The sequence below is a fragment of the Kitasatospora sp. NPDC047058 genome (assembly GCF_040643935.1).
Taxonomy (GTDB): Bacteria; Actinomycetota; Actinomycetes; order Streptomycetales; family Streptomycetaceae; genus Kitasatospora.
Window position 1 is genome coordinate 1 of the sequence record NZ_JBEYVJ010000047.1, and the last position, 19,959, is coordinate 19,959.

General features: G+C 72.7%; 18 protein-coding genes. 7 read left to right on the plus strand and 11 right to left on the minus strand.

Features of this window, described 5'->3' with window-relative positions; genetic code table 11:
* Positions 1-132 precede the first annotated feature (132 nt).
* Positions 133-675, minus strand: coding sequence for an alkyl hydroperoxide reductase (locus ABZ885_RS10230; RefSeq protein ID WP_360185915.1), 543 nt, complete (start codon positions 673-675; stop codon positions 133-135).
* A 5-nt stretch (positions 676-680) separates the two neighbouring features.
* Entirely contained in the window at positions 681-1,232 is a 552-nt protein-coding gene (locus ABZ885_RS10235; protein ID WP_313765344.1) for a peroxiredoxin, read from the minus strand.
* A 192-nt stretch (positions 1,233-1,424) separates the two neighbouring features.
* Between ABZ885_RS10235 and ABZ885_RS10240 the strand changes: the two genes are divergently transcribed.
* On the plus strand, positions 1,425-2,402 hold the full coding sequence (locus tag ABZ885_RS10240) for a LysR substrate-binding domain-containing protein (RefSeq protein ID WP_360185918.1): 978 nt from the start codon (positions 1,425-1,427) through the stop codon (positions 2,400-2,402).
* A gap of 33 nt (positions 2,403-2,435) precedes the next feature.
* On the opposite strand, the gene ABZ885_RS10245 is transcribed toward ABZ885_RS10240, so the two are convergent.
* Entirely contained in the window at positions 2,436-3,059 is a 624-nt protein-coding gene (locus ABZ885_RS10245) for a TetR family transcriptional regulator (protein WP_360185921.1), read from the minus strand.
* Between the two features lie 154 nt (positions 3,060-3,213).
* Here ABZ885_RS10245 and ABZ885_RS10250 point away from each other — a divergent pair, with 154 nt between their 5' ends.
* A complete protein-coding gene (locus ABZ885_RS10250; protein WP_360185924.1) occupies positions 3,214-5,451 on the plus strand; it encodes an MMPL family transporter in 2,238 nt (745 codons plus the stop codon).
* Positions 5,452-5,536: 85 nt separating this feature from the next.
* Here the strand turns inward: ABZ885_RS10250 and ABZ885_RS10255 are convergent, their stop codons facing one another.
* The 3 genes from ABZ885_RS10255 to ABZ885_RS10265 all read right to left on the minus strand — a co-directional run bounded on the left by ABZ885_RS10255 (position 5,537) and on the right by ABZ885_RS10265 (position 11,784).
* The gene (locus tag ABZ885_RS10255; RefSeq protein WP_360185927.1) at positions 5,537-7,378 is read right to left on the minus strand and encodes an ATP-binding SpoIIE family protein phosphatase; all 1,842 of its coding nucleotides are present in this window, start codon (positions 7,376-7,378) and stop codon (positions 5,537-5,539) included.
* Between the two features lie 71 nt (positions 7,379-7,449).
* Positions 7,450-8,160 carry a class I SAM-dependent methyltransferase gene (locus ABZ885_RS10260; RefSeq protein WP_360185983.1) on the minus strand — a complete coding sequence of 237 codons (711 nt, stop codon included), beginning with the start codon at positions 8,158-8,160 and terminating at the stop codon, positions 7,450-7,452.
* Between the two features lie 639 nt (positions 8,161-8,799).
* Positions 8,800-11,784 carry a BTAD domain-containing putative transcriptional regulator gene (locus ABZ885_RS10265; protein ID WP_360185929.1) on the minus strand — a complete coding sequence of 995 codons (2,985 nt, stop codon included), beginning with the start codon at positions 11,782-11,784 and terminating at the stop codon, positions 8,800-8,802.
* 221 nt (positions 11,785-12,005) lie between these two features.
* Here ABZ885_RS10265 and ABZ885_RS10270 point away from each other — a divergent pair, with 221 nt between their 5' ends.
* Entirely contained in the window at positions 12,006-12,266 is a 261-nt protein-coding gene (locus tag ABZ885_RS10270; RefSeq protein ID WP_360185932.1) for a hypothetical protein, read from the plus strand.
* A 63-nt stretch (positions 12,267-12,329) separates the two neighbouring features.
* Here ABZ885_RS10270 and ABZ885_RS10275 read toward each other — a convergent pair whose 3' ends face one another.
* Positions 12,330-12,629: a hypothetical protein gene (locus ABZ885_RS10275; protein ID WP_360185934.1), complete on the minus strand. Its 300-nt coding sequence runs from the start codon at positions 12,627-12,629 to the stop codon at positions 12,330-12,332.
* A gap of 205 nt (positions 12,630-12,834) precedes the next feature.
* On the opposite strand from ABZ885_RS10275, the gene ABZ885_RS10280 reads away from it, so the two are divergent.
* The gene (locus ABZ885_RS10280; protein ID WP_360185937.1) at positions 12,835-13,593 is read left to right on the plus strand and encodes a GntR family transcriptional regulator; all 759 of its coding nucleotides are present in this window, start codon (positions 12,835-12,837) and stop codon (positions 13,591-13,593) included.
* Between the two features lie 71 nt (positions 13,594-13,664).
* Here ABZ885_RS10280 and ABZ885_RS10285 read toward each other — a convergent pair whose 3' ends face one another.
* A complete protein-coding gene (locus ABZ885_RS10285) occupies positions 13,665-15,332 on the minus strand; it encodes a fumarate hydratase (protein ID WP_360185940.1) in 1,668 nt (555 codons plus the stop codon).
* Positions 15,333-15,546: 214 nt separating this feature from the next.
* Here ABZ885_RS10285 and ABZ885_RS10290 point away from each other — a divergent pair, with 214 nt between their 5' ends.
* Together ABZ885_RS10290 and ABZ885_RS10295 are read left to right on the plus strand one after the other, a co-directional pair.
* Positions 15,547-16,212, plus strand: coding sequence for a DUF1707 domain-containing protein (locus ABZ885_RS10290; RefSeq protein ID WP_360185986.1), 666 nt, complete (start codon positions 15,547-15,549; stop codon positions 16,210-16,212).
* Between the two features lie 317 nt (positions 16,213-16,529).
* Positions 16,530-16,859 (plus strand): WhiB family transcriptional regulator, encoded by a 330-nt coding sequence (locus ABZ885_RS10295; protein ID WP_360185989.1) that lies wholly within the window; start codon positions 16,530-16,532, stop codon positions 16,857-16,859.
* Positions 16,860-17,007: 148 nt separating this feature from the next.
* Here ABZ885_RS10295 and glpX read toward each other — a convergent pair whose 3' ends face one another.
* A complete protein-coding gene (glpX, locus tag ABZ885_RS10300; protein ID WP_360185943.1) occupies positions 17,008-18,048 on the minus strand; it encodes a class II fructose-bisphosphatase in 1,041 nt (346 codons plus the stop codon).
* 236 nt (positions 18,049-18,284) lie between these two features.
* On the opposite strand from glpX, the gene ABZ885_RS10305 reads away from it, so the two are divergent.
* The gene (locus tag ABZ885_RS10305) at positions 18,285-18,803 is read left to right on the plus strand and encodes a DUF4245 domain-containing protein (RefSeq protein WP_360185945.1); all 519 of its coding nucleotides are present in this window, start codon (positions 18,285-18,287) and stop codon (positions 18,801-18,803) included.
* A 107-nt stretch (positions 18,804-18,910) separates the two neighbouring features.
* Here ABZ885_RS10305 and ABZ885_RS10310 read toward each other — a convergent pair whose 3' ends face one another.
* Both ABZ885_RS10310 and ABZ885_RS10315 read right to left on the minus strand, forming a co-directional pair.
* Complete coding sequence (locus tag ABZ885_RS10310) at positions 18,911-19,513, minus strand: malonic semialdehyde reductase (RefSeq protein WP_360185948.1); 603 nt, start codon at positions 19,511-19,513, stop codon at positions 18,911-18,913.
* A 172-nt stretch (positions 19,514-19,685) separates the two neighbouring features.
* The gene (locus tag ABZ885_RS10315) at positions 19,686-19,937 is read right to left on the minus strand and encodes an exodeoxyribonuclease VII small subunit (protein WP_360185950.1); all 252 of its coding nucleotides are present in this window, start codon (positions 19,935-19,937) and stop codon (positions 19,686-19,688) included.
* Positions 19,938-19,959: the final 22 nt, after the last annotated feature.

A 19,959-nucleotide genomic window follows, 5' to 3' on the forward strand; every position in this document is an offset into this window, starting at 1 on the left:
AAACGCTCGGCTGGAGAACTCCAGCCGAGCGCCTGCGTGATCTACTGACGACCGCGTAAGCCATCAGGTGTTGCGAGGACCCCAAGAATCCGCCTGGTGTCCGGCCGGGGCCGTTCGCGTGCCGCGCCCGGGTCAGACCGTGACGGCGGCCAGGGCGTTCTCGGCGTCGAGGACGCCGGCGACGGCCTGGAGGATCGCGGCGATCTTGATCGAGGCCTGGATGACCTCGCGCTCGACACCGGCCTTGCGGAGCACGGCCTCGTGCGAGTCGAGGCACTGGCCGCAGCCGTTGATGGCGGAGACCGCGAAGCACCAGAGCTCGAAGTCGGCCTTCTCGACGCCCGGGGTGCCGATGATGTTCATCCGCAGACCGGCCCGCATGCTGCTGTACTCCTTGTCGGAGAGCAGGTGCGTGGTCCGGTAGTAGACGTTGTTCATCCCCATGATCGCGGCCGCGCCCTTGGCGGCGTTGTACGCCTCCGGGGAGAGGTTGGCCTTGGCCTCGGGCTCCAGCTCACGCAGCACGGCGGCGCTGCGGGTGGCCATCGCGCAGGAGAGCACGGTGCCCCAGAGCTGCTGGGCGGGGAGGTCGGAGTTGCCGATGACCGCGCTCAGGTTGAGCTTGAGGTCCTTGGCGTAGTCCGGGAGGGCGGACTTCAGGTCGTCGAGAGCCATGGTGGTCAGCCCGCCAGCAGGGCCTGGGCGTCGAGGGTGTCCTCGCCCTTGTTCCAGTTGCACGGGCACAGCTCGTCGGTCTGCAGGGCGTCCAGCACCCGCAGGACCTCCTTGGGGTTACGGCCGACGGAGCCGGCGGTCACCATGACGAACTGGATCTCGTTGTTCGGGTCGACGATGAACACCGCGCGCTGGGCGGTGCCGTCGGCGGCCTCGACGCCGCAGGCGCGCATCAGGTCGTGCTTGACGTCGGCCAGCATCGGGAACGGCAGGTCGCGCAGGTCCTTGTGGTCCTTGCGCCAGGCGTGGTGCACGAACTCGGAGTCGCCGGAGACGCCGAGGATCTGGGCGTCGCGGTCGGCGAACTCCTCGTTCAGCTTGCCGAACGCGGCGATCTCGGTCGGGCAGACGAAGGTGAAGTCCATCGGCCAGAAGAAGACGATCTTCCACTTGCCCTCGTAGGACTTGTGGTTGATCTCGGCGAAGGCGTTCGCGGCGTCCAGGTCGACGCAGGCGTTGAGTTCGAACTCGGGGAACTTGTCACCGATCGTGAGCACGTTCGCTTCTCCTGAAGTGAGATGAGGGGAGTATGTCCGGATTGCGGACATGACCCCCACGATTCCACATCGTGGACTGATCAGGGAAATAGCTACACTCGATGTGTCCGATCGGAGAGAGCTATCAATACCCCGACGCCCCCCTCCCGCCCCGCGGCCCGCCGCGCCGCCGCGCGCAAACCCGAGTCCGCTGTGGGAAGCGCCACACCCCGCAGCCCCCGGACGCCGACGGTCGCCCAGCTCCGGGCGTTCGCCGCGGTGGCCGAGCACCGCCACTTCCGGGAGGCGGCGGCCGCCACCGGGCTCAGCCAGCCGGCGCTGTCCGGGGCGGTCGCGGCGCTGGAGGAGTCGCTGGGCGCGCAGCTGGTCGAGCGTACGACGCGGCGGGTGATGATCACTCCACTGGGGGAGCGGGTGCTCGGCCACGCGCACCGGGTGCTCGCCTCGCTGCAGGCGCTCACCGAGGAGGTCGAGGCGGCCCGCCGCCCGTTCACCGGTCCGCTGCACCTCGGCGTCATCCCGACCGTCGCCCCCTACCTGCTGCCGGACGTGCTGCGGCTGGTCCGCGACCGCTACCCCGAGCTGGAGCTGCACGTCCACGAGGAGCGCACGCCCTCGCTGCTGGAGGGGCTGGCCGGCGGTCGGCTCGACGTGCTGCTGCTCGCGCTGCCGGCCGGCGGGGCCTCGCCGACCCGGGACATCCCGCTGTTCGACGAGGACTTCGTCCTGGTCACCCCGCCCGACCACGAGCTCGCCGGGCGGGCCGACGTCCCCCGCGACGTGCTGCTCGACCTGGACGTGCTGCTGCTGGAGGAGGGCCACTGCCTGCGTGACCAGGCCCTCGACATCTGCCGCGAGGTCGGCGCCGACCCCCTCGCGGCCTCCGGCCGCGGGTACCCCCAGGGCTCCACCACCCGGGCGGCCGGCCTCTCCACCCTGGTCCAGCTGGTGGCCGGCGGCCTCGGGGTCACGCTGCTGCCCGCCACCGCGCTGGACGTCGAGGCGGGCCGCACCGACCGGCTGGCCGCCGTCCGCTTCGTCGCCCCCGCGCCCGGCCGCCGGATCGGACTCGCCACCCGGCCGGGCTCGGCCCGCAGCGCCGAGTACGACCGCTTCGCCGCCTCGCTGCGCGAGGTGCTGGCCCGGCTGCCGGTCCGGATCGTCTCCTAGGGCCCGCCCGGGGGCCGCCTCGGGCGGCCCGGCTCAGGTGGCCGCCGGCGCGCCCAGGCAGAGGCCGACGGTGGTCGCGACCAGCAGGTCCAGCGACCGCCGGGACTCCTGCTCGGGATCCTCGCCGGCGGCCCGGAGCAGCAGGTAACGGTCGGTCAGGCCGTTGAAGCCGGCCAGGAAGACCACGGAGACCTCGTGGGCCGGCATCGCCAGCGGCTGGCCGTGCGCCGCGGCGAGCGCGGTGAGCAGCTCGGCGGCGGTGCTCTCGATCTCGTGCTGGAGCGCCCGCATGATCTCCTGCAGGTCCGCGTCGCGGATGGCCAGGGCGGCGAACTCGGACATCAGCGCGCAGCGGCCGCCCTCGCCCACGGCGCTGTCCCAGAGCGCGTAGACCATCGCCCTGACCTGCTCGCCGAACGGGCCCTCGTCCGGCGCGGCGGCACGGACCTGGCCGATGAACTCGGCGGTCAGGTGCTCGACCACGGCCCGGTAGAGGTCCTTCTTGGTGCCGAAGGTGTAGTGCACCGTCGCCTGCGCCACGCCCAGCTCGGCCGCGATCGCACGGGTGGAACCGGCAGCGACGCCTTCGCGGCTCATCAGCTCGATGGCGGCCTGGATCAGCTGCGGGCGTCGTTCGGAGGCGGGGACATGGGCCATTGGGCCAGGGTAGCGCTCCGGTCACACAACCTGGTCGAACGAATCTGTCATGCGCTCCTGTCGGCCGACTTTGTCACGCGAACAACTTGCGCGTACGGTGGAGCGAGACCTGTCCGGGCACCTGCGTGCCGACCGATCCGACCGGGGGTCACCCATGGCCACATACCTCTACCGACTGGGCCGCTACTGCTTCCGGCGACGGCGGGCCGTGCTGGCCGTCTGGATCGCGGTGCTGATCGCCGTCGGCGGCGCCGCGGGAGCGTTCGCCGGCAAGACCAGCGACGAGTTCAAGGTGCCGGGCACCGAGGCGCAGACCACCCTGGACCGGATCAAGGACACCTTCCCGCAGCAGGGCCACGGCTCCGCGCAGGTGGTCTTCGCCGCCCCGGGACCCGGCGGCATCGCCGCCCCGGAGACCGCCAGGGCCGTCAGCGAGGCGGTCGGCCGGATCGCCGCCACTCCCGGCGTCGCCGCCGCACCCGACCCGTACGCCACCGGCGCGGTCTCCCCGGACGGCAGGGTCGCGATCGGGCTGGTCTCCTTCGACCACAAGCTCGCCGAGATCACCGACGGGCAGCGCGACGCGGTGAGGGCGGCCGCCGAGCCGGCCCGCGCGGCCGGGGTGACGGTGGCCTTCGGCGGCGACGCGTACAACCGGATGGCCCAGGTCGACGGCGGTGAGGCGGTCGGGCTCGCGGTGGCCGGGGTGGTGCTGGTGGTCACCCTGGGCTCGCTGGTCGCCGCCGGGCTGCCGCTGCTGACCGCGCTGGTCGGGGTCGGCGTGGCGATGGCCGGGCTGCTGGCGCTGTCCGGCTCGTTCGAGATCATCACCACCGCGCCGGTGCTGGCGCTGATGGTCGGTCTGGCCGTCGGCATCGACTACGCGCTGTTCATCCTCTCCCGGCACCGCCGCCACCTCGCCGAGGGGCTGGAGCCGGAGGAGGCCGCGGCCCGCGCCAACGCGACGGCCGGCAGCGCGGTGGTCTTCGCCGGCCTGACCGTGGTGGTCGCCCTGGCCGGGCTCGCCGTCGCGGACGTGCCGTTCCTGACCGTGATGGGCCTGGCCGCCTCCGGCGCCGTGGTGGTGGCGGTGCTGGTCGCGATCACCCTGCTGCCCGCACTGCTCGGCTTCGCCGGCCGGGCCATCGACCGGCTGCCGGTCCGGCGGCGGGCGCTGCGGACCTCCGGCCGGACGAGCATGGGCGAGCGCTGGGCGGGCTTCGTGGTGCGCCGGCCGCTGGCCGTGCTGCTCGCCGGGCTGACCGCGCTGGTCGCCCTCGCCGTCCCGGCCGCGAGCCTCACCCTGGGCCTGCCCGGCGGCGGCTCGCAGGCCGCCGGCACCGACGCCCGCAAGGCGTACGACCTGATCAGCGACGGCTTCGGCCCCGGCTTCAACGCGCCGCTGGTGGTGGTCGTCGACGCCAAGGGCGCGGCGCAGCCGGAGCAGGCCGTGCAGGGCGTGGCGGAGAAGCTGTCCGGGCTCAAGGGCGTGCAGACCCTGCTGCCGCCGGCCGTCGACCAGCCCAGCCGCACCGCCCTGCTGACCGTCATCCCGCGCACCGGCCCCGACCACGCCGACACCCGGGCGCTGGTCACCGAGATCCGCGACCAGCGGGCCGGGCTGCAGGCCGCGACCGGCGCGCGGATCGACGTCACCGGCACCACGGCCGCCAACATCGACGTCTCCGCCAAGCTCGGCGACGCGCTGCCGCCGTTCGTCGCGGTGATCGTCGGCATCGCGTTCGTGCTGCTGGCGCTGGCCTTCCGCTCGGTCCTGGTGCCGCTGAAGGCGGTGGCGGGCTTCCTGCTCAGCATCACCGCCTCGCTCGGCGCGGTGGTCGCGGTCTACCAGTGGGGCTGGCTGGACGGCGTGATCGACGTGCCCAAGGTGGGCCCGGTGGTCAGCTTCGTGCCGATCCTGCTGATCGGGGTGCTGTTCGGGCTGGCGATGGACTACGAGCTGTTCCTGGTCTCCGGCATGAAGGAGCACCACGTGCACGGCATGGCGCCCCGGGACGCGGTGGTCGCCGGGGTGAAGAACGGCGCGCGGGTGGTCACCGCGGCCGCGCTGATCATGGTCTCGGTGTTCGGCAGCTTCGTCTTCGGCCACGACCCGATCGTCCAGCCGATCGGCTTCGCGCTGGCGGTGGGCGTGCTGGTGGACGCCTTCGTGGTGCGGATGGCCCTGGTGCCGGCGGCGATGGCGCTGTTCGGCCGGGCGGCCTGGTGGTTCCCGAAGCGACTGGAGAAGGTGGTGCCGCGGGTGGACATGGAGGGCGAGCAGCTGATGGCCCGGCTGGCGTCGGAGGGGTCCGAGACCGGTCCCGAGGCCGGTCCCGGGGCCGCCTCGGAGACGGGGCCCGGCGCGGCCCGGGTGCCCGAGAAGGTCTGAGCAGCAGTCCGGTCACGGTCACGGAGCGGCTCCCGGCGGACGTCCCCGCCGGGAGCCGCTGCGCGTTGCGCAGGCCGCGGCGGCGTCAGGGCAGCCGCTGCTCGAACCAGACCACCTTGCCGGTGCCCAGCCGGGTGGCGCCCCACCGCTCGGCGCAGCGGGCCACGATCTGCAGCCCGCGCCCCCGTTCGTCCTCCGGTCCGGTCCGGCGCGGCCTCGGCAGCAGCGGACTGTCGTCCCCGACCTCGCAGCGCAGCCTGGTGGTGCGGACCAGGCTGAGGGTGACCGGCCGGGTGGCGTGCTGGACGGCGTTGGTGACCAGCTCGCTGACCATCAGCTCGGTGGCCTCGCTGAGCGCTTCGAGGCCCCAGCGGCGCAGCGTGTGGGCGGCCAGCCGGCGCGCCCGCCCCGGGGTCTCGTTGCGCGGCTGGAGGTACCAGTGCGCGACGTCCCCGGCCGGGATGCCGTCGAAGCAGGCGGCCAGCAGCGCGATGTCGTCGCCGCGGTCGCCCGGCGGCAGGATCCGCAGCGCCTCCTGGCAGAGCTGCTCGGGCACCCGCGGCTCCGCGCCGGCGAGCCGGGCGCGGAGCAGCTCCAGCCCGTCGCTGATCGGGCGGTTGCGGGTCTCCACCAGGCCGTCGGTGAACAGCAGCAGCGCGGAGCCGGGCGGGGCGGGCAGCTCGACCGAGGAGAAGTCGACCCCGCCGACGCCGATCGGCGCGCCCGACTCCAGCTCCAGCAGCTCGGCCGTGCCGTCCGGCCGGACCAGCACCGGCGGTACGTGCCCGGCGTTGGCGAGCACCACCCGGTTGGCGATCGGGTCGTAGACCGCGTACACGCAGGTGGCCAGGTGCTGTTCGCGGCCGAGCCGCTGGGCCTGCTCGTCCAGGTGGTAGAGCACCTCGTGCGGCGGCAGGTCGAGGGCGGCCAGGGTCTGGGCGCTGGTGCGGAGCTGGCCCATGATGGCGGCCGAGGTGAGCGAGTGGCCCATCACGTCGCCGACGATCAGCGCGACCCGGTTGCCGGGCAGCGGCACGGCGTCGTACCAGTCGCCGCCGACCTGGGCGCCGCGTTCGCCGGGCAGGTAGCGGTGGGCGAGCCGGACGCCGTGCGGCCGGGGGAGGCGCAACGGCAGCATGCTGCGCTGGAGTTCGTTCGCTATCTCCCACTCGCGGGCGTACCGCAGCGCGGTGTCGACGGCCAGCCCGGCCTGGGTGGCGAGGTGGGCGGCGGTCGCGGTGTCGGCGGCGTCGAAGCCCGGGCGGCCGGCCTTCTCTGACGGCCGGCGGATCAGCACCAGCAGGCCGAGGACGGCCTTGCGCCCGCGCAGCGGCAGGGCGAGCACGCTCGCGCCCCGGCCGAGCCGGGCCAGCCCGCGGGGGCCGTACAGCTCGCGCAGCAGGGCCTCGGTCCGTTCGGCCCCGGGCGTGCCGAGCACCGCCGCCTCGGCGGGACGGCGGCTGAGCAGGGCGTGCGCCAGGGCGCCGCCGCGGGTGATCGGGGTGGCGGGGCCGGTGTCGGCGGTCGAACGGGCGCCGTACCGGGTGCCGAACCGGTTCGGGTAGCGATCCGACCGGTGGTCGTGCCCGCTGCTGGGGCGGCCGCGCCGGCCGAGCCGGGTGCCCTGGCTGTGGTGGATCCGCAGCTCGTCCGGGAACCCGGGCTCGCGCTCGACGTTGGGCAGCGGGTCGCGCAGGTGCACCACGGCTGCGTCGGCCAGGGTCGGGATGAGCACCCGGCAGATGTTGCGCAGGGTGGCGGCGAGGTCGAGCGCGCTGTTGATCCTCCGGGTCGCCGACTCGAGGTAGCCGAGCCGCTCGGCGACCTCGTCGGTCTGCGGTGCGGCCGGCGCCGGCGGCGACGGCGGGTGGCGCTGGCCCGGGAGGGCAGGCGACTGTCCGGCTTCGGGTTTGAGCTGGTCGCGCACGGGTGCCTGTCCTGGGGAGTGGTGTGGAGTACTGCCGGTTCTGGGGTACTGCCTCTTCTGGGACGGAGAACTCAGCCGACGCGTCGACAGCACAGGAAGAGCTGTTCCTCCGGCGGCAACGAGGTACTGGCGGGCGCGTACGAGTGCCACGACTGTTCCTCGACGGCGAACCCGGACTCCACCAGTACCCGTTCCAGATCCTCCCGCAGGTACCCGCTGATCCGCAGCTCCCGGCCGAGGAACGGCAGGGGGACGTGATCCAGGTCCGCTTCGACCATGCCGAGCGCCAGCAGCCCGCCGGGCCGCAGGAGCCGGCGCAGCCGGGCCAGCACGACGGGGATCTCGTCCTGCGGGAGCAGGATGAGGGAGAAGAAGGCGGTGACCGCGTCGAAGGCGCCGTGCCCGGCCGGGCCGAGCCCGGGCGCGTTCCAGGCCCGGCCGGCCCGCTCGGTGGCCAGGTCGTACATGTCGATCCGGTGGAAGACGGGTGCGTGCCGCCCCGGGTGCGCGGCGTCGCGCCGGGCCGTCCCGCGGGCGAGGCCGAGCATCACGTCCGAGAGGTCCACCGCGGTGACGCGCAGGCCGGCCGCGGTCAGCTGCCGGACGGTCGGGTCGCCGGTGCCGCAGCCGACGTCCAGCACGGCGGCACCCGGTTCGAGCCGGGCCAGCAGCCGGCGCCCGCAGGCGAGCTGCCCGTCCTTGGCGGGGAACGCCTCGCCGTACCCGGCGCCGATGGTGTCGAAGGCGACCGCCTGCAGTGCGCGTTCGGCACGGCGGCGCAGGACGTCGGGCCCGTCACCGCCGTCCGCGTCCTCGTCGAGGGGGAACGGGTCGGATATCTGTCCGGTCGTCACGATTGAGAGGCACCTTTCCACCCGGGCCTCCGGTCGGCCGGACGAGGCCGGGCCGCCGTCCTCCCGGCGCCCGCGCTGCCCCGCTGCCGGTGGCGGTACGTCACGCTCCCCGCGTCACACTGACTGCACTCTGACACTTGCACAGACACGTTGCACAGAGACACTCTGCACCGTGGGAGCGCCGCCGCGCTGCCGTTTCCGGATGCCCGGTTGGACAACTGCACCCGTGTATGTACTGGCATCTGAGAATATGCGCGATCACACCGTCATGGGGTCCGTTTCCGGCCAACTCGTGACAGTTGAGTGCTGTGACCCGGGTTGCGGAAGCACGGGGTGGCGGGCCGGGGTGGTGCGCCAGCCGTCCGCGCGCCGCGCCCGGGACCGCTGCCGCCCCGCTGACCTGGGCTTTTGTGCCGCCCGTGGCCGACAATCCGGCGTTTATCGAACGTCAATCGCCCCGGTGCACGATGGAGTCCAGCGCCGGGGAAGCGTTGAGGGTGCTCCCGCAGCCGGGGGGCTGCGGGAGCACCGGACGCACGGGGGAGGCCGCCATCGGGGGACGACGGCCTACGGCGCGGGGGGAGAGGAGAGGGGCTCGGTGTGCTGCTGGGAGATGAGGTCCGCCACGGGGGAGGCCTCCGGCACACCGAGCCGCGTGAAGATCGCGTGCGCCTCCTGCAGACACGCCAGCCCGCGCGCCGGCTGTGCGAGCCCGAGCAGCGCCTCGCCCAGCGCGGCGTTGGCGAGGCCCTGGCAGTAGGCACCGTCGATCTCCTGAGCGATCGCCAGGGATTCGCCGGCCACCTCGACGGCCTCGGCGGCCTGCCCGCTCCCCGAGAGGCTCACGGACAGCCGGGCCAGTGCGTACCCCTCCCGGAGCCGGTTCTGCTGGGCCTGGTAGAGCGCGTGGGCCTCGCGCAGGTGCGCCACCGCCTCGCCGGGCGCTCCGGTCGACGACAGCACCACACCGAGCTGGTAGAGCGTGTCCGCCAGGCAGGGCCCGTTGGCGGACCGCCGGGCGGTGGCCACCGCCTCCTCCACGGAACGCACCGCCTCCACCGTCCGGCCGACGTCGAGCTGGGCCCGTGCGATGTTGCCGAGCAGCCGCGCCTCGCCGATCGGGGCGCCGACCACGCGGCTGATGCCGAGCGCCTGCTCGAAGAACGGCAGGGCCTCGGCCGCCCGGTCGGCGAGGCTGAGGATGATGCCCAGGGTGTTGGCGACCATCGAGCGCAGCACCGTGACGTCGTCCGGCCCCTGGAAGGACAGGCTCGCGCGGAGTGACCGCTCGGCGCTGGGGAAGTTGTTGACGAAGTACTCCAGCGTCCCGAGCGCGAAGTGGACCCGTGCGAGCGCCTGGGTGTCCCCGTGCGACTGCGCGTTGACGTCGGCGATCTCCAGCAACCGCCGGGCTCGGGACGCGTGGGACGGGTCCTCGACGATGCTGTTGAGCGCGATCAACAGGTCCAGTGCAGGACGCAGCAGTGCTGAAGGACCGTCCAGCGCCGCTTCCACGCTGCTCAGCAGCATGCCGGTCTCCGCCCGGAGCCATTGCTGCGCGTCGGAGCCGGTCGGCATGGTCAGCCCTGGGCGGGGCACGCCGTTGAGCGGCTCGGGCAGCTGGTCGTCCGGCTCGATGAGGCGCGCGGCATTGCGCATGGTCGGCAGGAGGTGCTCCAGCAGGCGGAGCACCGCCTGCTGCTGGTCGACGATGTCCGCGGCCTTCTCGTTCTGCCGCTGCGCATAGAGCCGGAGCAGGTCGTGGTAGCGGTAGCGCCCGGGAGTGAAGCACTCCAGCATGTTCGCCTCGACCAGCGACTCCGCCAGGCGCTCGGCCCGGTCCTCGTCCTCGCCGAGGAGTGCCGCCACCGCGTCGAGCGGCAGATCGGGCGAGTCAACCAGCGAGAGCAGCCGGAACGCGCGCGCCTCGTCGGACCGGAGCTGGCCGTAGCCGAGGCCGATGGTGGTTTCCACGGCCAGGTTGCCGAGCTGGAGCTCGTCGAGTCGCCGCCGCTGGTCGGCTAAGCGGCGCGCGAGGTCCGAGACGCTCCACCGCGGCCGGCTGGCGAGGCGGGCCGCGGCGATGCGGACGGCGAGCGGCAGGAAGCCGCAGGAGGTCACGACGGCCAGCGCCGCTTCCGGTTCGGCCGCCACCCGCTGCTCGCCCACGATGGCGGAGAACAGGGCCAGGGCCTCGGCGGGGGTCAGCTCCTCGACGTCCACCAGGTGCGCGCCGGGGATGCCGGCGAGCCGGGACCGGCTGGTCGCCAGGACGGCGCTGCCGGAGACACCGGGGATCAAGGGCCGCAGCTGTTCGGCGTCCCGGGCGTTGTCGAGCAGGATGAGCATCCGCCGGTTGGCCAGCAGGGAGCGGTAGAGCGCGGCCCGCTGCTCCAGCGAGTCCGGGATCTCGGCGGTCCCGAGAGCGTGCAGGAAGTCGCCCAGGACGATGGCCGGGTCGGCGGGCGAGGCTCCGGCGCCCCGGAGGTCCACGTAGAGCTGACCGTCCGGGAAGTCCGCCCGGACGCTGTGGGCCACGTGGACGGCGAGGGTCGTCTTGCCGACGCCGCCGATGCCCGCGAGGGAGGTGACCACCACGGCCTGGCCGGTGGCGCTCTGCAGGACCGAGCGCAGCTCGGCGACCAGGTCCGATCGTCCGCTGAAGTCCGAGACATCGGCCGGAAGTTGCGCAGGTGCCAGGATGCCCGCGGGTGCCTCCTCGCGGCTGCCGGGGGCGGCCGGCCGGTTCGGCGGGGTGGGTGTGAGCGCGGGATCGGCGGCCAGGATGCGGGCGTGCATCGTGGAGAGTCCGGCGCCCGGCTCGACGCCCAGTTCGTCGATCAGCAACTTCCGGGTGTCGGTGTAGACGCCCAGGGCCTCGGCCTGCCGGCCGCACCGGTACAGCGCGAGCATCAGCAGTTCGCGCAGCCGCTCCCGCAGGGGGTGTTCGGCGGTGAGGGAACTGAGCTCGGCGACCACCTCGGTGTGCAGCCCGATCTCCAGCGCCGCCGCGCAGCACTCCTCCCAGACCGAGACCTGTCGCTCGGCCAGCCGGAGCCGCTGGGCGTCCGCGTACGGGCCGGGAACGCCGGCCAGCGAGCGGCCGCTCCAGAGGGCCAGGGCGGACACCAGCAGCCGGTGGGCCTCGAACAAATCGCCGTTCGCCCTGGCGGTGTTCGCCTCGGAAACGGTTCTCTCGAAGACCGAAAGATCCAATGCGTCGGGAGAGATCCGCAACGCGTATCCGTCCGGCATGGAGACCAGGACCTCGGCGGGCGCGCGAACCTCCCGATGGGGTTCGATGACGGCACGCAGTCGGGAAACATAAGTCCGCAATGCGGCAATTGCCTGCGGTGGGGGGCGTTCTCCCCAGATCCCGTCAACGAGATCCTGAGTGGTGACCGGCCGCCCGTGGTGAAGCAGCAGGCAGGTCAGTACGGCCTGCTGTTGCGGAGAGCCGAGTGCGAGCCCCTGGCGGCCGCGCCACGCCTGCATCGGGCCGAGCACCTGGAAGCGCAGCATGTTGCTCTGCGGCGTTTCCTGAGGCTCCATGAAATTCCCCCGATGACCTGGATGACGTCCGCCGGCCGCGGGCGTCCCGGCAGCCCTGCTGTGGTCGCAACAGCTTAGGCGGACGGTTGCAAACGCTGGAGAACAAGACCAGCGGCGCGATGTTTATAAGACATTTAGCGGCCCCTACGATACTGGCCGCGCGCCTGGGTCGAGTCGGTCGGGCGCGTGCAGATCCCGATGACCTGAAAGGCAGCCAGTCCATGGCCGAGAACGAGACCACCAGCACCGTCACCCCGTCGGCCCCGGCCGAGGGTACGGCGCCCGCCACTGCGACCCTGCCGGCCGACACCCAGGTGGTGAACGAGGCGGCGGCCGGTGTGGTCGGCCACATCGTCCCGGCTGAGGAGCAGCACATCGACCCGCAGGAGCTCATGGGTGGCGACGCGGTCGAGCCGGAGCACGCCGACGAGAAGTCGGACAAGCCCTACGAGCCCCTCGGTGCGATCAACAGCCGCCCGTAACTGCATGCCGAGTGCCCCGCCCCCACCTCGTGGGTGCGGGGCACTCGTCGTTCCGGGCCCCCGTCACGCCACCTGGCTCTCGTTGAGGCGGGAGTCGCGGTTGCGGGCGGCGAGGTGGGCGCGTAACCGGGCGCGGGCGGTCTCGGCCGGGCCGGGGGAGGTGTCGGGGTCGGGGTCGTCCGGGGCCGGGCCGACCTGGTCGGGGCGGGCGGTCCACTCGCGGCCGCCGGCCCGGGGGCGCAGGTAGTGCTCCCCGCCGAGGGTGTCCATGTAGATGCCGGTGCGGCCGGTCCTGGTGTCGAGGACGAGTTCGCCCACGCGCGGCCGGTAGGCCGGGGCGGAGTCGCGCTTACGGGTGCTCACCGCAGTGCTCCCTTGCTCTGGTACGGGCGCGGCGGTGGCTGTGCCGGCCCTGGTCGCTGTCGTGGCTCGGTTTCTGCTCGGCGACTACCCAGCATCTCTAGAGAAGCTAATATCTCTAGAGATGTCAACGGTCGTACCAGTCCTATCGGCTTACCGGTGGGCGCGGGTGCGCCTACGATTTCCGGCGAGGACGAGGGAGAAGGCGATGGTCGGCAGCAGTGGCGAGAAACAGCCCAAGTACCAGCGGATCGCCGACACCCTGAAGGCGGCGATCGACGCCGGCGAGTACCGCGCCGGCGACCGCCTGCCGGGCGAGAACGACCTGATGGACGAGTACGGCGTGGCCCGGATGACCGCCCGCCAGGCGCTCGGCGTGCTGCAGAGCGAGGGCATCGCCGAGGCGCGCCGCGGGGCCGGGGTCTTCGTGCGGGACTTCCGGCCGCTGCGCCGGCGCGGGATCCAGCGGCTCGCCCAGGGGCAGTGGGGGTCGGGCCGGTCGATATGGTCGGCGGACATCGACAACCGCACGCTGGTGGTCGACCAGGTCTCGGTCACCGAGCGGGGCGCGCCGGAGCACGTGGCGCGGGTGCTCGGGGTCGACCCGGGCGAGCCGATGTGCGTGCGCCACCGGCGGTTCGTCCTGGACGGCAAGCCGGTGCTGCTGTCGACGTCCTACCTGCCGGCCGGCCTGGTCGCCGGGACGGCGATCACCCGCGAGGACACCGGCCCGGGCGGCACGTACGCGCGCCTGGCGGAGATCGGCGCGAAGCCGGTGCACTTCCGCGAGGAGGTCCGCTCCCGGATGCCCAGCGCGGAGGAGGGCACCCGCCTGGAGCTCTCGGCCGGGACCCCGGTCATCCTGATCTGCCGCACCGCCTTCGCTGACGAGGGCCAGGTGGTCGAACTGAACGAGATGATCCTGGACGCGGCCTCCTACGTCCTGGAGTACGACTTCGACGCGTGAGCACAGCCGCCCCGGTCGCGGCGGACGCGACCGGGGCGGAGGGAGCTCGGCAAAGGGGCCGGGGGCGGGGGCTACTCCTTCGAGCGGACCCGCAGGTTGGTGATCAGCGGGCCCTCGGTGGTCTCGCGGAAGAAGTCGTTGCCCTTGTCGTCCACCACGATGAACGCCGGGAAGTCCTCGACCTCGATCCGCCAGACGGCCTCCATGCCCAGCTCGGCGTACTCCAGGACCTCGACCTTCTTGATGCAGTCCTGGGCGAGCCGGGCGGCCGGGCCGCCGATGGAGCCGAGGTAGAAGCCGCCGTGCGCGGCACAGGCGTCCGTGACCTGCTTGGAGCGGTTGCCCTTGGCCAGCATGACCATCGAGCCGCCGGCGGCCTGGAACTGGTCGACGTAGGAGTCCATCCGGCCGGCGGTGGTGGGGCCGAAGGAGCCGGAGGCGTAGCCCTCGGGGGTCTTCGCGGGGCCGGCGTAGTAGACCGGGTGGTCCTGGAGGTACTTGGGCATGCCCTCGCCGGCGTCCAGGCGCTCCTTGATCTTGGCGTGGGCGATGTCGCGGGCGACGACCAGGGTGCCGGTCAGCGAGAGCCGGGTCTTCACGGGGTACTTGGAGAGCTCGCTGCGGATCGCCGACATCGGCTGGTCGAGGTCGATGCGCACGACGTCGTCGTCGAGGTGCTCGTCGGTGGTGTCCGGCAGGTACTTGGCCGGGTCGGTCTCCAGCTGCTCCAGGAAGACGCCCTCGGCGGTGATCTTGCCGAGCGCCTGGCGGTCGGCGGAGCAGGAGACGGCCATGGCGACCGGCAGCGAGGCGCCGTGGCGCGGCAGGCGGACGACCCGCACGTCGTGGCAGAAGTACTTGCCGCCGAACTGGGCGCCGATGCCGATCTTCTGGGTCAGCTCGGTGACCTTGGCCTCCAGCTCCAGGTCGCGGAAGCCGTGCCCGGTCCTGGCGTTGCCCTCGGTCGGCAGGTGGTCCAGGTAGTGCGCGGAGGCGTACTTGGCGGTCTTGAGCGCGAACTCGGCGCTGGTGCCGCCGATCACGATCGCCAGGTGGTACGGCGGGCAGGCCGCGGTGCCGAGCGAGCGGATCTTCTGCTCCAGGAACGAGAGCATGCTCGCCTCGTTCAGGATCGCCTTGGTCTCCTGGTACAGGTACGACTTGTTGGCGGAGCCGCCGCCCTTGGCCATGAAGAGGAACTTGTAGGCGTCCCCGTCGGTGGCGTACAGCTCGATCTGGGCCGGCAGGTTGTTGCCGGTGTTCTTCTCGTCCCACGTGGTGACCGGCGCCATCTGGGAGTAGCGCAGGTTGAGCTTGGTGTACGCGTCGTAGACGCCGCGCGCGATCGCCGACTCGTCGCCGCCCTCGGTCAGCACGTTCTGGCCGCGCTTGCCCATGACGATGGCGGTGCCGGTGTCCTGGCACATCGGCAGGATGCCGCCGGCCGAGATGTTGACGTTCTTCAGCAGGTCCAGCGCGACGAAGCGGTCGTTGGGGCTGGCCTCCGGGTCGTCCAGGATGCGGCGCAGCTGGGCGAGGTGGGCGGGGCGGAGGTAGTGCGAGATGTCGTGCATCGCCTCGGCGGTGAGCAGCCGGAGGGCCTCGGGCTCGACCTGGAGGAAGGTGCGGCCGCCGGCCTCGAAGGTGGAGACACCCTCGGAGGTCAGCTTGCGGTACGGGGTCGGGTCGGCGCCCAGGGGGAGCAGGTCGCTGTACTCGAAGTCTGGCGTGGGAGCCATGGCGGCGGTCCTTAGTGTTCCAGTGTGTCCGGCTGCGTCGGCGAAGCACCCCCAAGGGTAGGACCCGGTGAAACGTCGCACGCGGACGGGTCGGCCTGCGTGATCGGGGCCACTCGGACACGTGTGCGGGGGTTGCCCGGATGACTAGGCTTGGGCCGTGGACAACTTGCCGTCGAGGGACGACCAGGACGACCAGGGGCAGCCGCCCGTACCGATGACCAAGCCCGCCGCGCACGCCCCGGTGGCGGAGGCCGAGATGCGGGCCTCGGACGCCGACCGCGAACGGGTGGCCGAACTGCTGCGCGACGCCTACGCCGAGGGCCGGCTGGACGTCGAGGAGCACGCCGAGCGGATCGAGGCCGCGTACGCCGCCAAGACGATGGGGGACCTCGCGCCGCTGACCCGGGACCTGCCCGCGCACCGCTCGATCTCCTTCGAGAAGCCTCCGCTGGACGCCCCGGACGCGGCCCCGCGCCCGGCGCGGCCGCCGGCCCGGCAGGAGGCGCCGACCATGGTGGCGATCTTCGGCGGCGCGTCCCGCAAGGGCCGCTGGCGGGTCGGTTCGCACCTGCGCGCGGTGGCGGCGTTCGGCGGCGTGGAGATCGACCTGACCGACGCGGTCTTCGAGTCGCCGGAGGTGGTCATCGAGGTGGTGGCGATCTTCGGCGGGGTGGAGATCAAGGTGCCGGAGAACGTCAGCCTGCACGGCAGCGGCGTCGGGATCTTCGGCGGTTTCGACGTCAAGGAGCAGACCGCCGCGGACCCGTACGCGCCGGTCGTCCGGGTCAAGGGCGCGGCGGTGTTCGGCGGTTGCGAGGCGAAGCCGCGCAAGGGCAAGAAGCTCAAGGAGTGGGTGCGCAAGCAGCTCGGCACCGACTGACCGGCCCGGCCCGAGCGCACCGGGGTGCCCGGGTGGCGGCAACTCCCGCCCGGGCACTCGCCGTTGTGGCGAGTGCAGGCTGTAGTCGATTGCGTGCAGTGTGCATGAATCGCAGCGCTACTGGGTAGTTCCTCTCGCACATCGCTTCTTGTACGGCTGCGCACCGGAGGCGGCCTGAGGCCGGCCCGGGGGGTGAGAGCGGGGGCTCGCAGCCGGGCAGGGGCGCGAGCTTCCCCGTGTCCGAGAGCCTCGTCAGGAGTACGGCCGTGCTGCATCCGATCGAGTCCCGCCCCGTATCGCCCGTCGCCGCCGCGCAGTTGCTGGAGCAGCGGCCCGTCCCGAACCCGCAGGGCGACGACGACCCCTGGCACACCGGCGCGGCCTGCCGGCGGGACGAGGCGGGGCTGTTCTTCGCGCCGTCCAAGGAGCCGACGGCCGCCCGGCTCTCGCGGGAGGAACAGGCGAAGCAGGTCTGTGCGCGCTGCCCGGTGCTGCTGGAGTGCCGTGAGCACGCGCTGGCGCAGCCGGAGCCGTACGGCGTGTGGGGCGGGCTGACCGCTGCCGAGCGCCGGGTGGTGCTGGCCCGCCGGCGGCGCCGGGACACGGAGCTGCGCGAGGCCGCCCGGCCGCGCCGGATAGCGGGCTGAGCCCGGGAGGGCGCCCCCGGCAGCCGCTGCGCCCGCCGGTGCGGTGCGCCCACGGGTACACCCGCCGGTACGCCCGTTGATACGCCCGCGGCCTCGGCGAAGGGGGATTTCGCCGAGGCCGCGGGGGTGACGGAGCCGTGAGCCGTGCTCAGTTGGCCCGGTCGAAGTCGATCGCGCTGTACGCCCGCAGCTTGGACAGCTTGTGGGTGGAGTGGATCTCGCGGATGGTGCCGCTCTTGGAGCGCATGACCAGCGAGCTGGTGGTGGCGGTCTCCTGGCGGTAGTGCACGCCGCGCAGCAGCTCGCCGTCGGTGATGCCGGTGGCGACGAAGAACACGTTCTCGCCGCTGACCAGGTCGTCGGTGGTGAGCACCCGGTCCAGGTCGTGCCCGGCGTCGAGGGCCTTCTGGCGCTCGGCCTCGTCCTTGGGCCACAGGCGGCCCTGGATGACGCCGCCCATGCACTTCATCGCGCAGGCGGCGATGATGCCCTCGGGGGTGCCGCCGATGCCCATCAGCAGGTCGACGCCGGTGCCCTCGCGGGCGGCCATGATGGCGCCGGCGACGTCGCCGTCGGAGATGAACTTGATCCGGGCGCCCGCCTCGCGGATCTCCCGGACCAGGCCCTCGTGGCGCGGGCGGTCCAGGACGACGACGGTGACGTCCTCGACGGCGCTGCCCTTGGCCTTGGCGACCCGGCGGATGTTGACGGCCGGCGGGGCGGTGATGTCGACGAACTCGGCGGCCTCGGGGCCGGCGACGAGCTTGTCCATGTAGAAGACCGCGCTGGGGTCGAACATGGTGCCGCGGTCGGCCACGGCCAGCACGGCGACGGCGTTGTTCATGCCCTTGGCGGTGAGCGTGGTCCCGTCGACCGGGTCCACCGCGACGTCGCACTCGGCGCCGGTGCCGTCGCCGACCCGCTCGCCGTTGTACAGCATCGGCGCCTCGTCCTTCTCGCCCTCGCCGATGACGACGACGCCGTTCATCGAGACGGTGGAGACGAGGGTGCGCATGGCCTTCACGGCTGCGCCGTCGGCGCCGTTCTTGTCGCCGCGGCCGACCCAGCGGCCGGCGGCCATGGCGGCCGCCTCGGTGACCCGGACGAGCTCGAGCGCGAGGTTCCGGTCGGGAGCCTCCGGCGCGACCTCCAGGGCGCTGGGGAGGTGGTGCGGGTACTGCGTGGTCATCGTCGTTACCTCTCTGTACGCGACGGCCAGTGAGCGCCCGACTACTGCCAGGTCGAACGCCGTGGTGAGGGTCCTGCGATCGTATCTGCCCACGAGATGACTGTCTGTGGCGCATGTCGCCACCCTCCGGCGAAAAGGGCCTGTTTGCCCCTGTTCACCCGTCCGGGGGCACCCCGGGTGCCGGTGCCGAGGGCCGGATGAGTCACCATGTGGGGGTGGCTGGAGAGAGCAGAGGCATGAGGGGCCGGCAGACGGTACGGGACATGGTCCTGTCGATGCTGGCGGTCGGCGTCGTGGTCTGGATCGGGTACCTGTTCCTGCCGCACGACGCGAGCGGCGACGGCGTCCACACGAAGGACTACCGGGTGGCCGCCGCCTCGGCGAAGCGCGCCGCCCCGTACCCGCTGCTCGCCCCGGAGGGCCTCTCCGACCGGTGGCGGGCGACCTCGGTGACCTACGAGCCCGCCTCGCTGGGCAAGGGCAAGGGCAACGCCTGGCACCTGGGCTTCGTCACCCCGTCCGGCCAGTACGCCGCCGTCGAGCAGAGCGACCTCGGCCGGGACGCGGTCCTCGCCACCACGGTGGCCGGCGGCAAGCCGGACGGCACCGCGGAGGTGGCCGGGAGGTCCTGGGAGCGCCTCCAGGGTCCCAAGGAGCGCGCCCTCACCGTCCAGGACGGAACCGGCGCCACCACGGTGCTCACCGGCACCGCCTCCTACGAGGAGCTGGCCGAGCTGGCCCAGGCCCTCAAGTAGGGGCGTTCCCGCCCCACGGACACGGGGCGTTCCCGCTCCGCGGACATGCGGAAGGGCCCCGCACCGGCCGGAACCGGTGCGGGGCCCTTCGTCGTGCCCGGGCGGGCTCAGACGGTGGTGACGACCTCGTCGTAGGCCAGGCGCGGCGAACGCGGGAACCAGGCGTCCTCGCCCGGCTTGCCGATGTTCACCACGGCCAGCACCGAGTGCTCGCCGTCGGCGAAGAACTCCTTGTTGATGCCCGCGGCGTTGTAGCCGGTCATCGGGCCGGCGGCCAGGCCGGCGGCGCGGACGCCGATGATGAAGTAGCCGGCCTGCAGGGCGCCGTTCAGCGTGGCCGAGGCCTCGCGGACCGGGCGCTCGCTGAAGAACATGTCCTTGGCCTGCGGGAAGTGCGGCAGCTGGGTCGGCAGCTCCTCGTGGAACTCGTTGTCCACGGCGAGGATGGCGACCAGCGGGGCGGCGGCGGTCTTGGCCTTGTTGCCGTCGGCCATGTGCTGGACGAGGCGCTCGCGGCCCTCGGTCGAGCGGACCAGGACGACGCGCAGCGGCTGCTGGTTGAAGGCGGTCGGGCCGAACTTCACCAGCTCGTAGATGGCCTGGATCTGCTCCTCGGACACCGGCTCGTCGGTGAAGGTGTTCGCCGTGCGGGCCTCACGGAAGAGCAGGTCCTGAGCGGCGGCGTCCAGTACCAGAGCGTCGGTGGTCATGCTTCTACACCTCATGAGTGACGGGGTTCGTCGTTCGACCGGCCGGTGCCGATCACTCGTACACAACATGAGTGAAGTTTCAACTGTTCCCGTCGGCGAGGTGACCCGTGTCACATTCGGGCCGGAACGCATGCGAACCGGCCATGCGGCGAAACGATCCGGCCAGGGCGCGTCAGTTTCCGTCCGGCTCGCCCTCCTCGGCGGCCAGCGCGGCGTCCAGCCGGGCCCGGGCGCCGTCCAGCCAGCGCTGGCAGACCTTGGCCAGCTGCTCGCCGCGCTCCCAGAGCGCCAGCGACTCCTCCAGCGAGGTGCCGCCGTTCTCCAGCTGCCGGACCACCTCCAGCAGTGCGTCCCGGGCGTGCTCGTACCCGAGCGCGTCGTCCGGCGTCCGCGGCGCCGCCTCTTCCTGCTGCTGATCTGCCATGAGAGCCAGCGTAGGGGCTGGC

Excerpts from the sequence above, each read along its gene's own strand:
- ABZ885_RS10230 (WP_360185915.1), bottom strand. The coding sequence starts at position 675 with ATGGCTCTCGACGACCTGAAGTCCGCCCTCCCGGACTACGCCAAGGAC.
- ABZ885_RS10245 (WP_360185921.1), bottom strand. The coding sequence starts at position 3,059 with ATGGCCCATGTCCCCGCCTCCGAACGACGCCCGCAGCTGATCCAGGCC.
- ABZ885_RS10250 (WP_360185924.1), top strand. The coding sequence starts at position 3,214 with ATGGCCACATACCTCTACCGACTGGGCCGCTACTGCTTCCGGCGACGG.
- ABZ885_RS10265 (WP_360185929.1), bottom strand. The coding sequence starts at position 11,784 with ATGGAGCCTCAGGAAACGCCGCAGAGCAACATGCTGCGCTTCCAGGTG.
- ABZ885_RS10270 (WP_360185932.1), top strand. The coding sequence starts at position 12,006 with ATGGCCGAGAACGAGACCACCAGCACCGTCACCCCGTCGGCCCCGGCC.
- ABZ885_RS10280 (WP_360185937.1), top strand. The coding sequence starts at position 12,835 with ATGGTCGGCAGCAGTGGCGAGAAACAGCCCAAGTACCAGCGGATCGCC.
- ABZ885_RS10285 (WP_360185940.1), bottom strand. The coding sequence starts at position 15,332 with ATGGCTCCCACGCCAGACTTCGAGTACAGCGACCTGCTCCCCCTGGGC.
- ABZ885_RS10290 (WP_360185986.1), top strand. The coding sequence starts at position 15,547 with ATGACCAAGCCCGCCGCGCACGCCCCGGTGGCGGAGGCCGAGATGCGG.
- glpX (WP_360185943.1), bottom strand. The coding sequence starts at position 18,048 with ATGACCACGCAGTACCCGCACCACCTCCCCAGCGCCCTGGAGGTCGCG.
- ABZ885_RS10305 (WP_360185945.1), top strand. The coding sequence starts at position 18,285 with ATGAGGGGCCGGCAGACGGTACGGGACATGGTCCTGTCGATGCTGGCG.
- ABZ885_RS10310 (WP_360185948.1), bottom strand. The coding sequence starts at position 19,513 with ATGACCACCGACGCTCTGGTACTGGACGCCGCCGCTCAGGACCTGCTC.
- ABZ885_RS10315 (WP_360185950.1), bottom strand. The coding sequence starts at position 19,937 with ATGGCAGATCAGCAGCAGGAAGAGGCGGCGCCGCGGACGCCGGACGAC.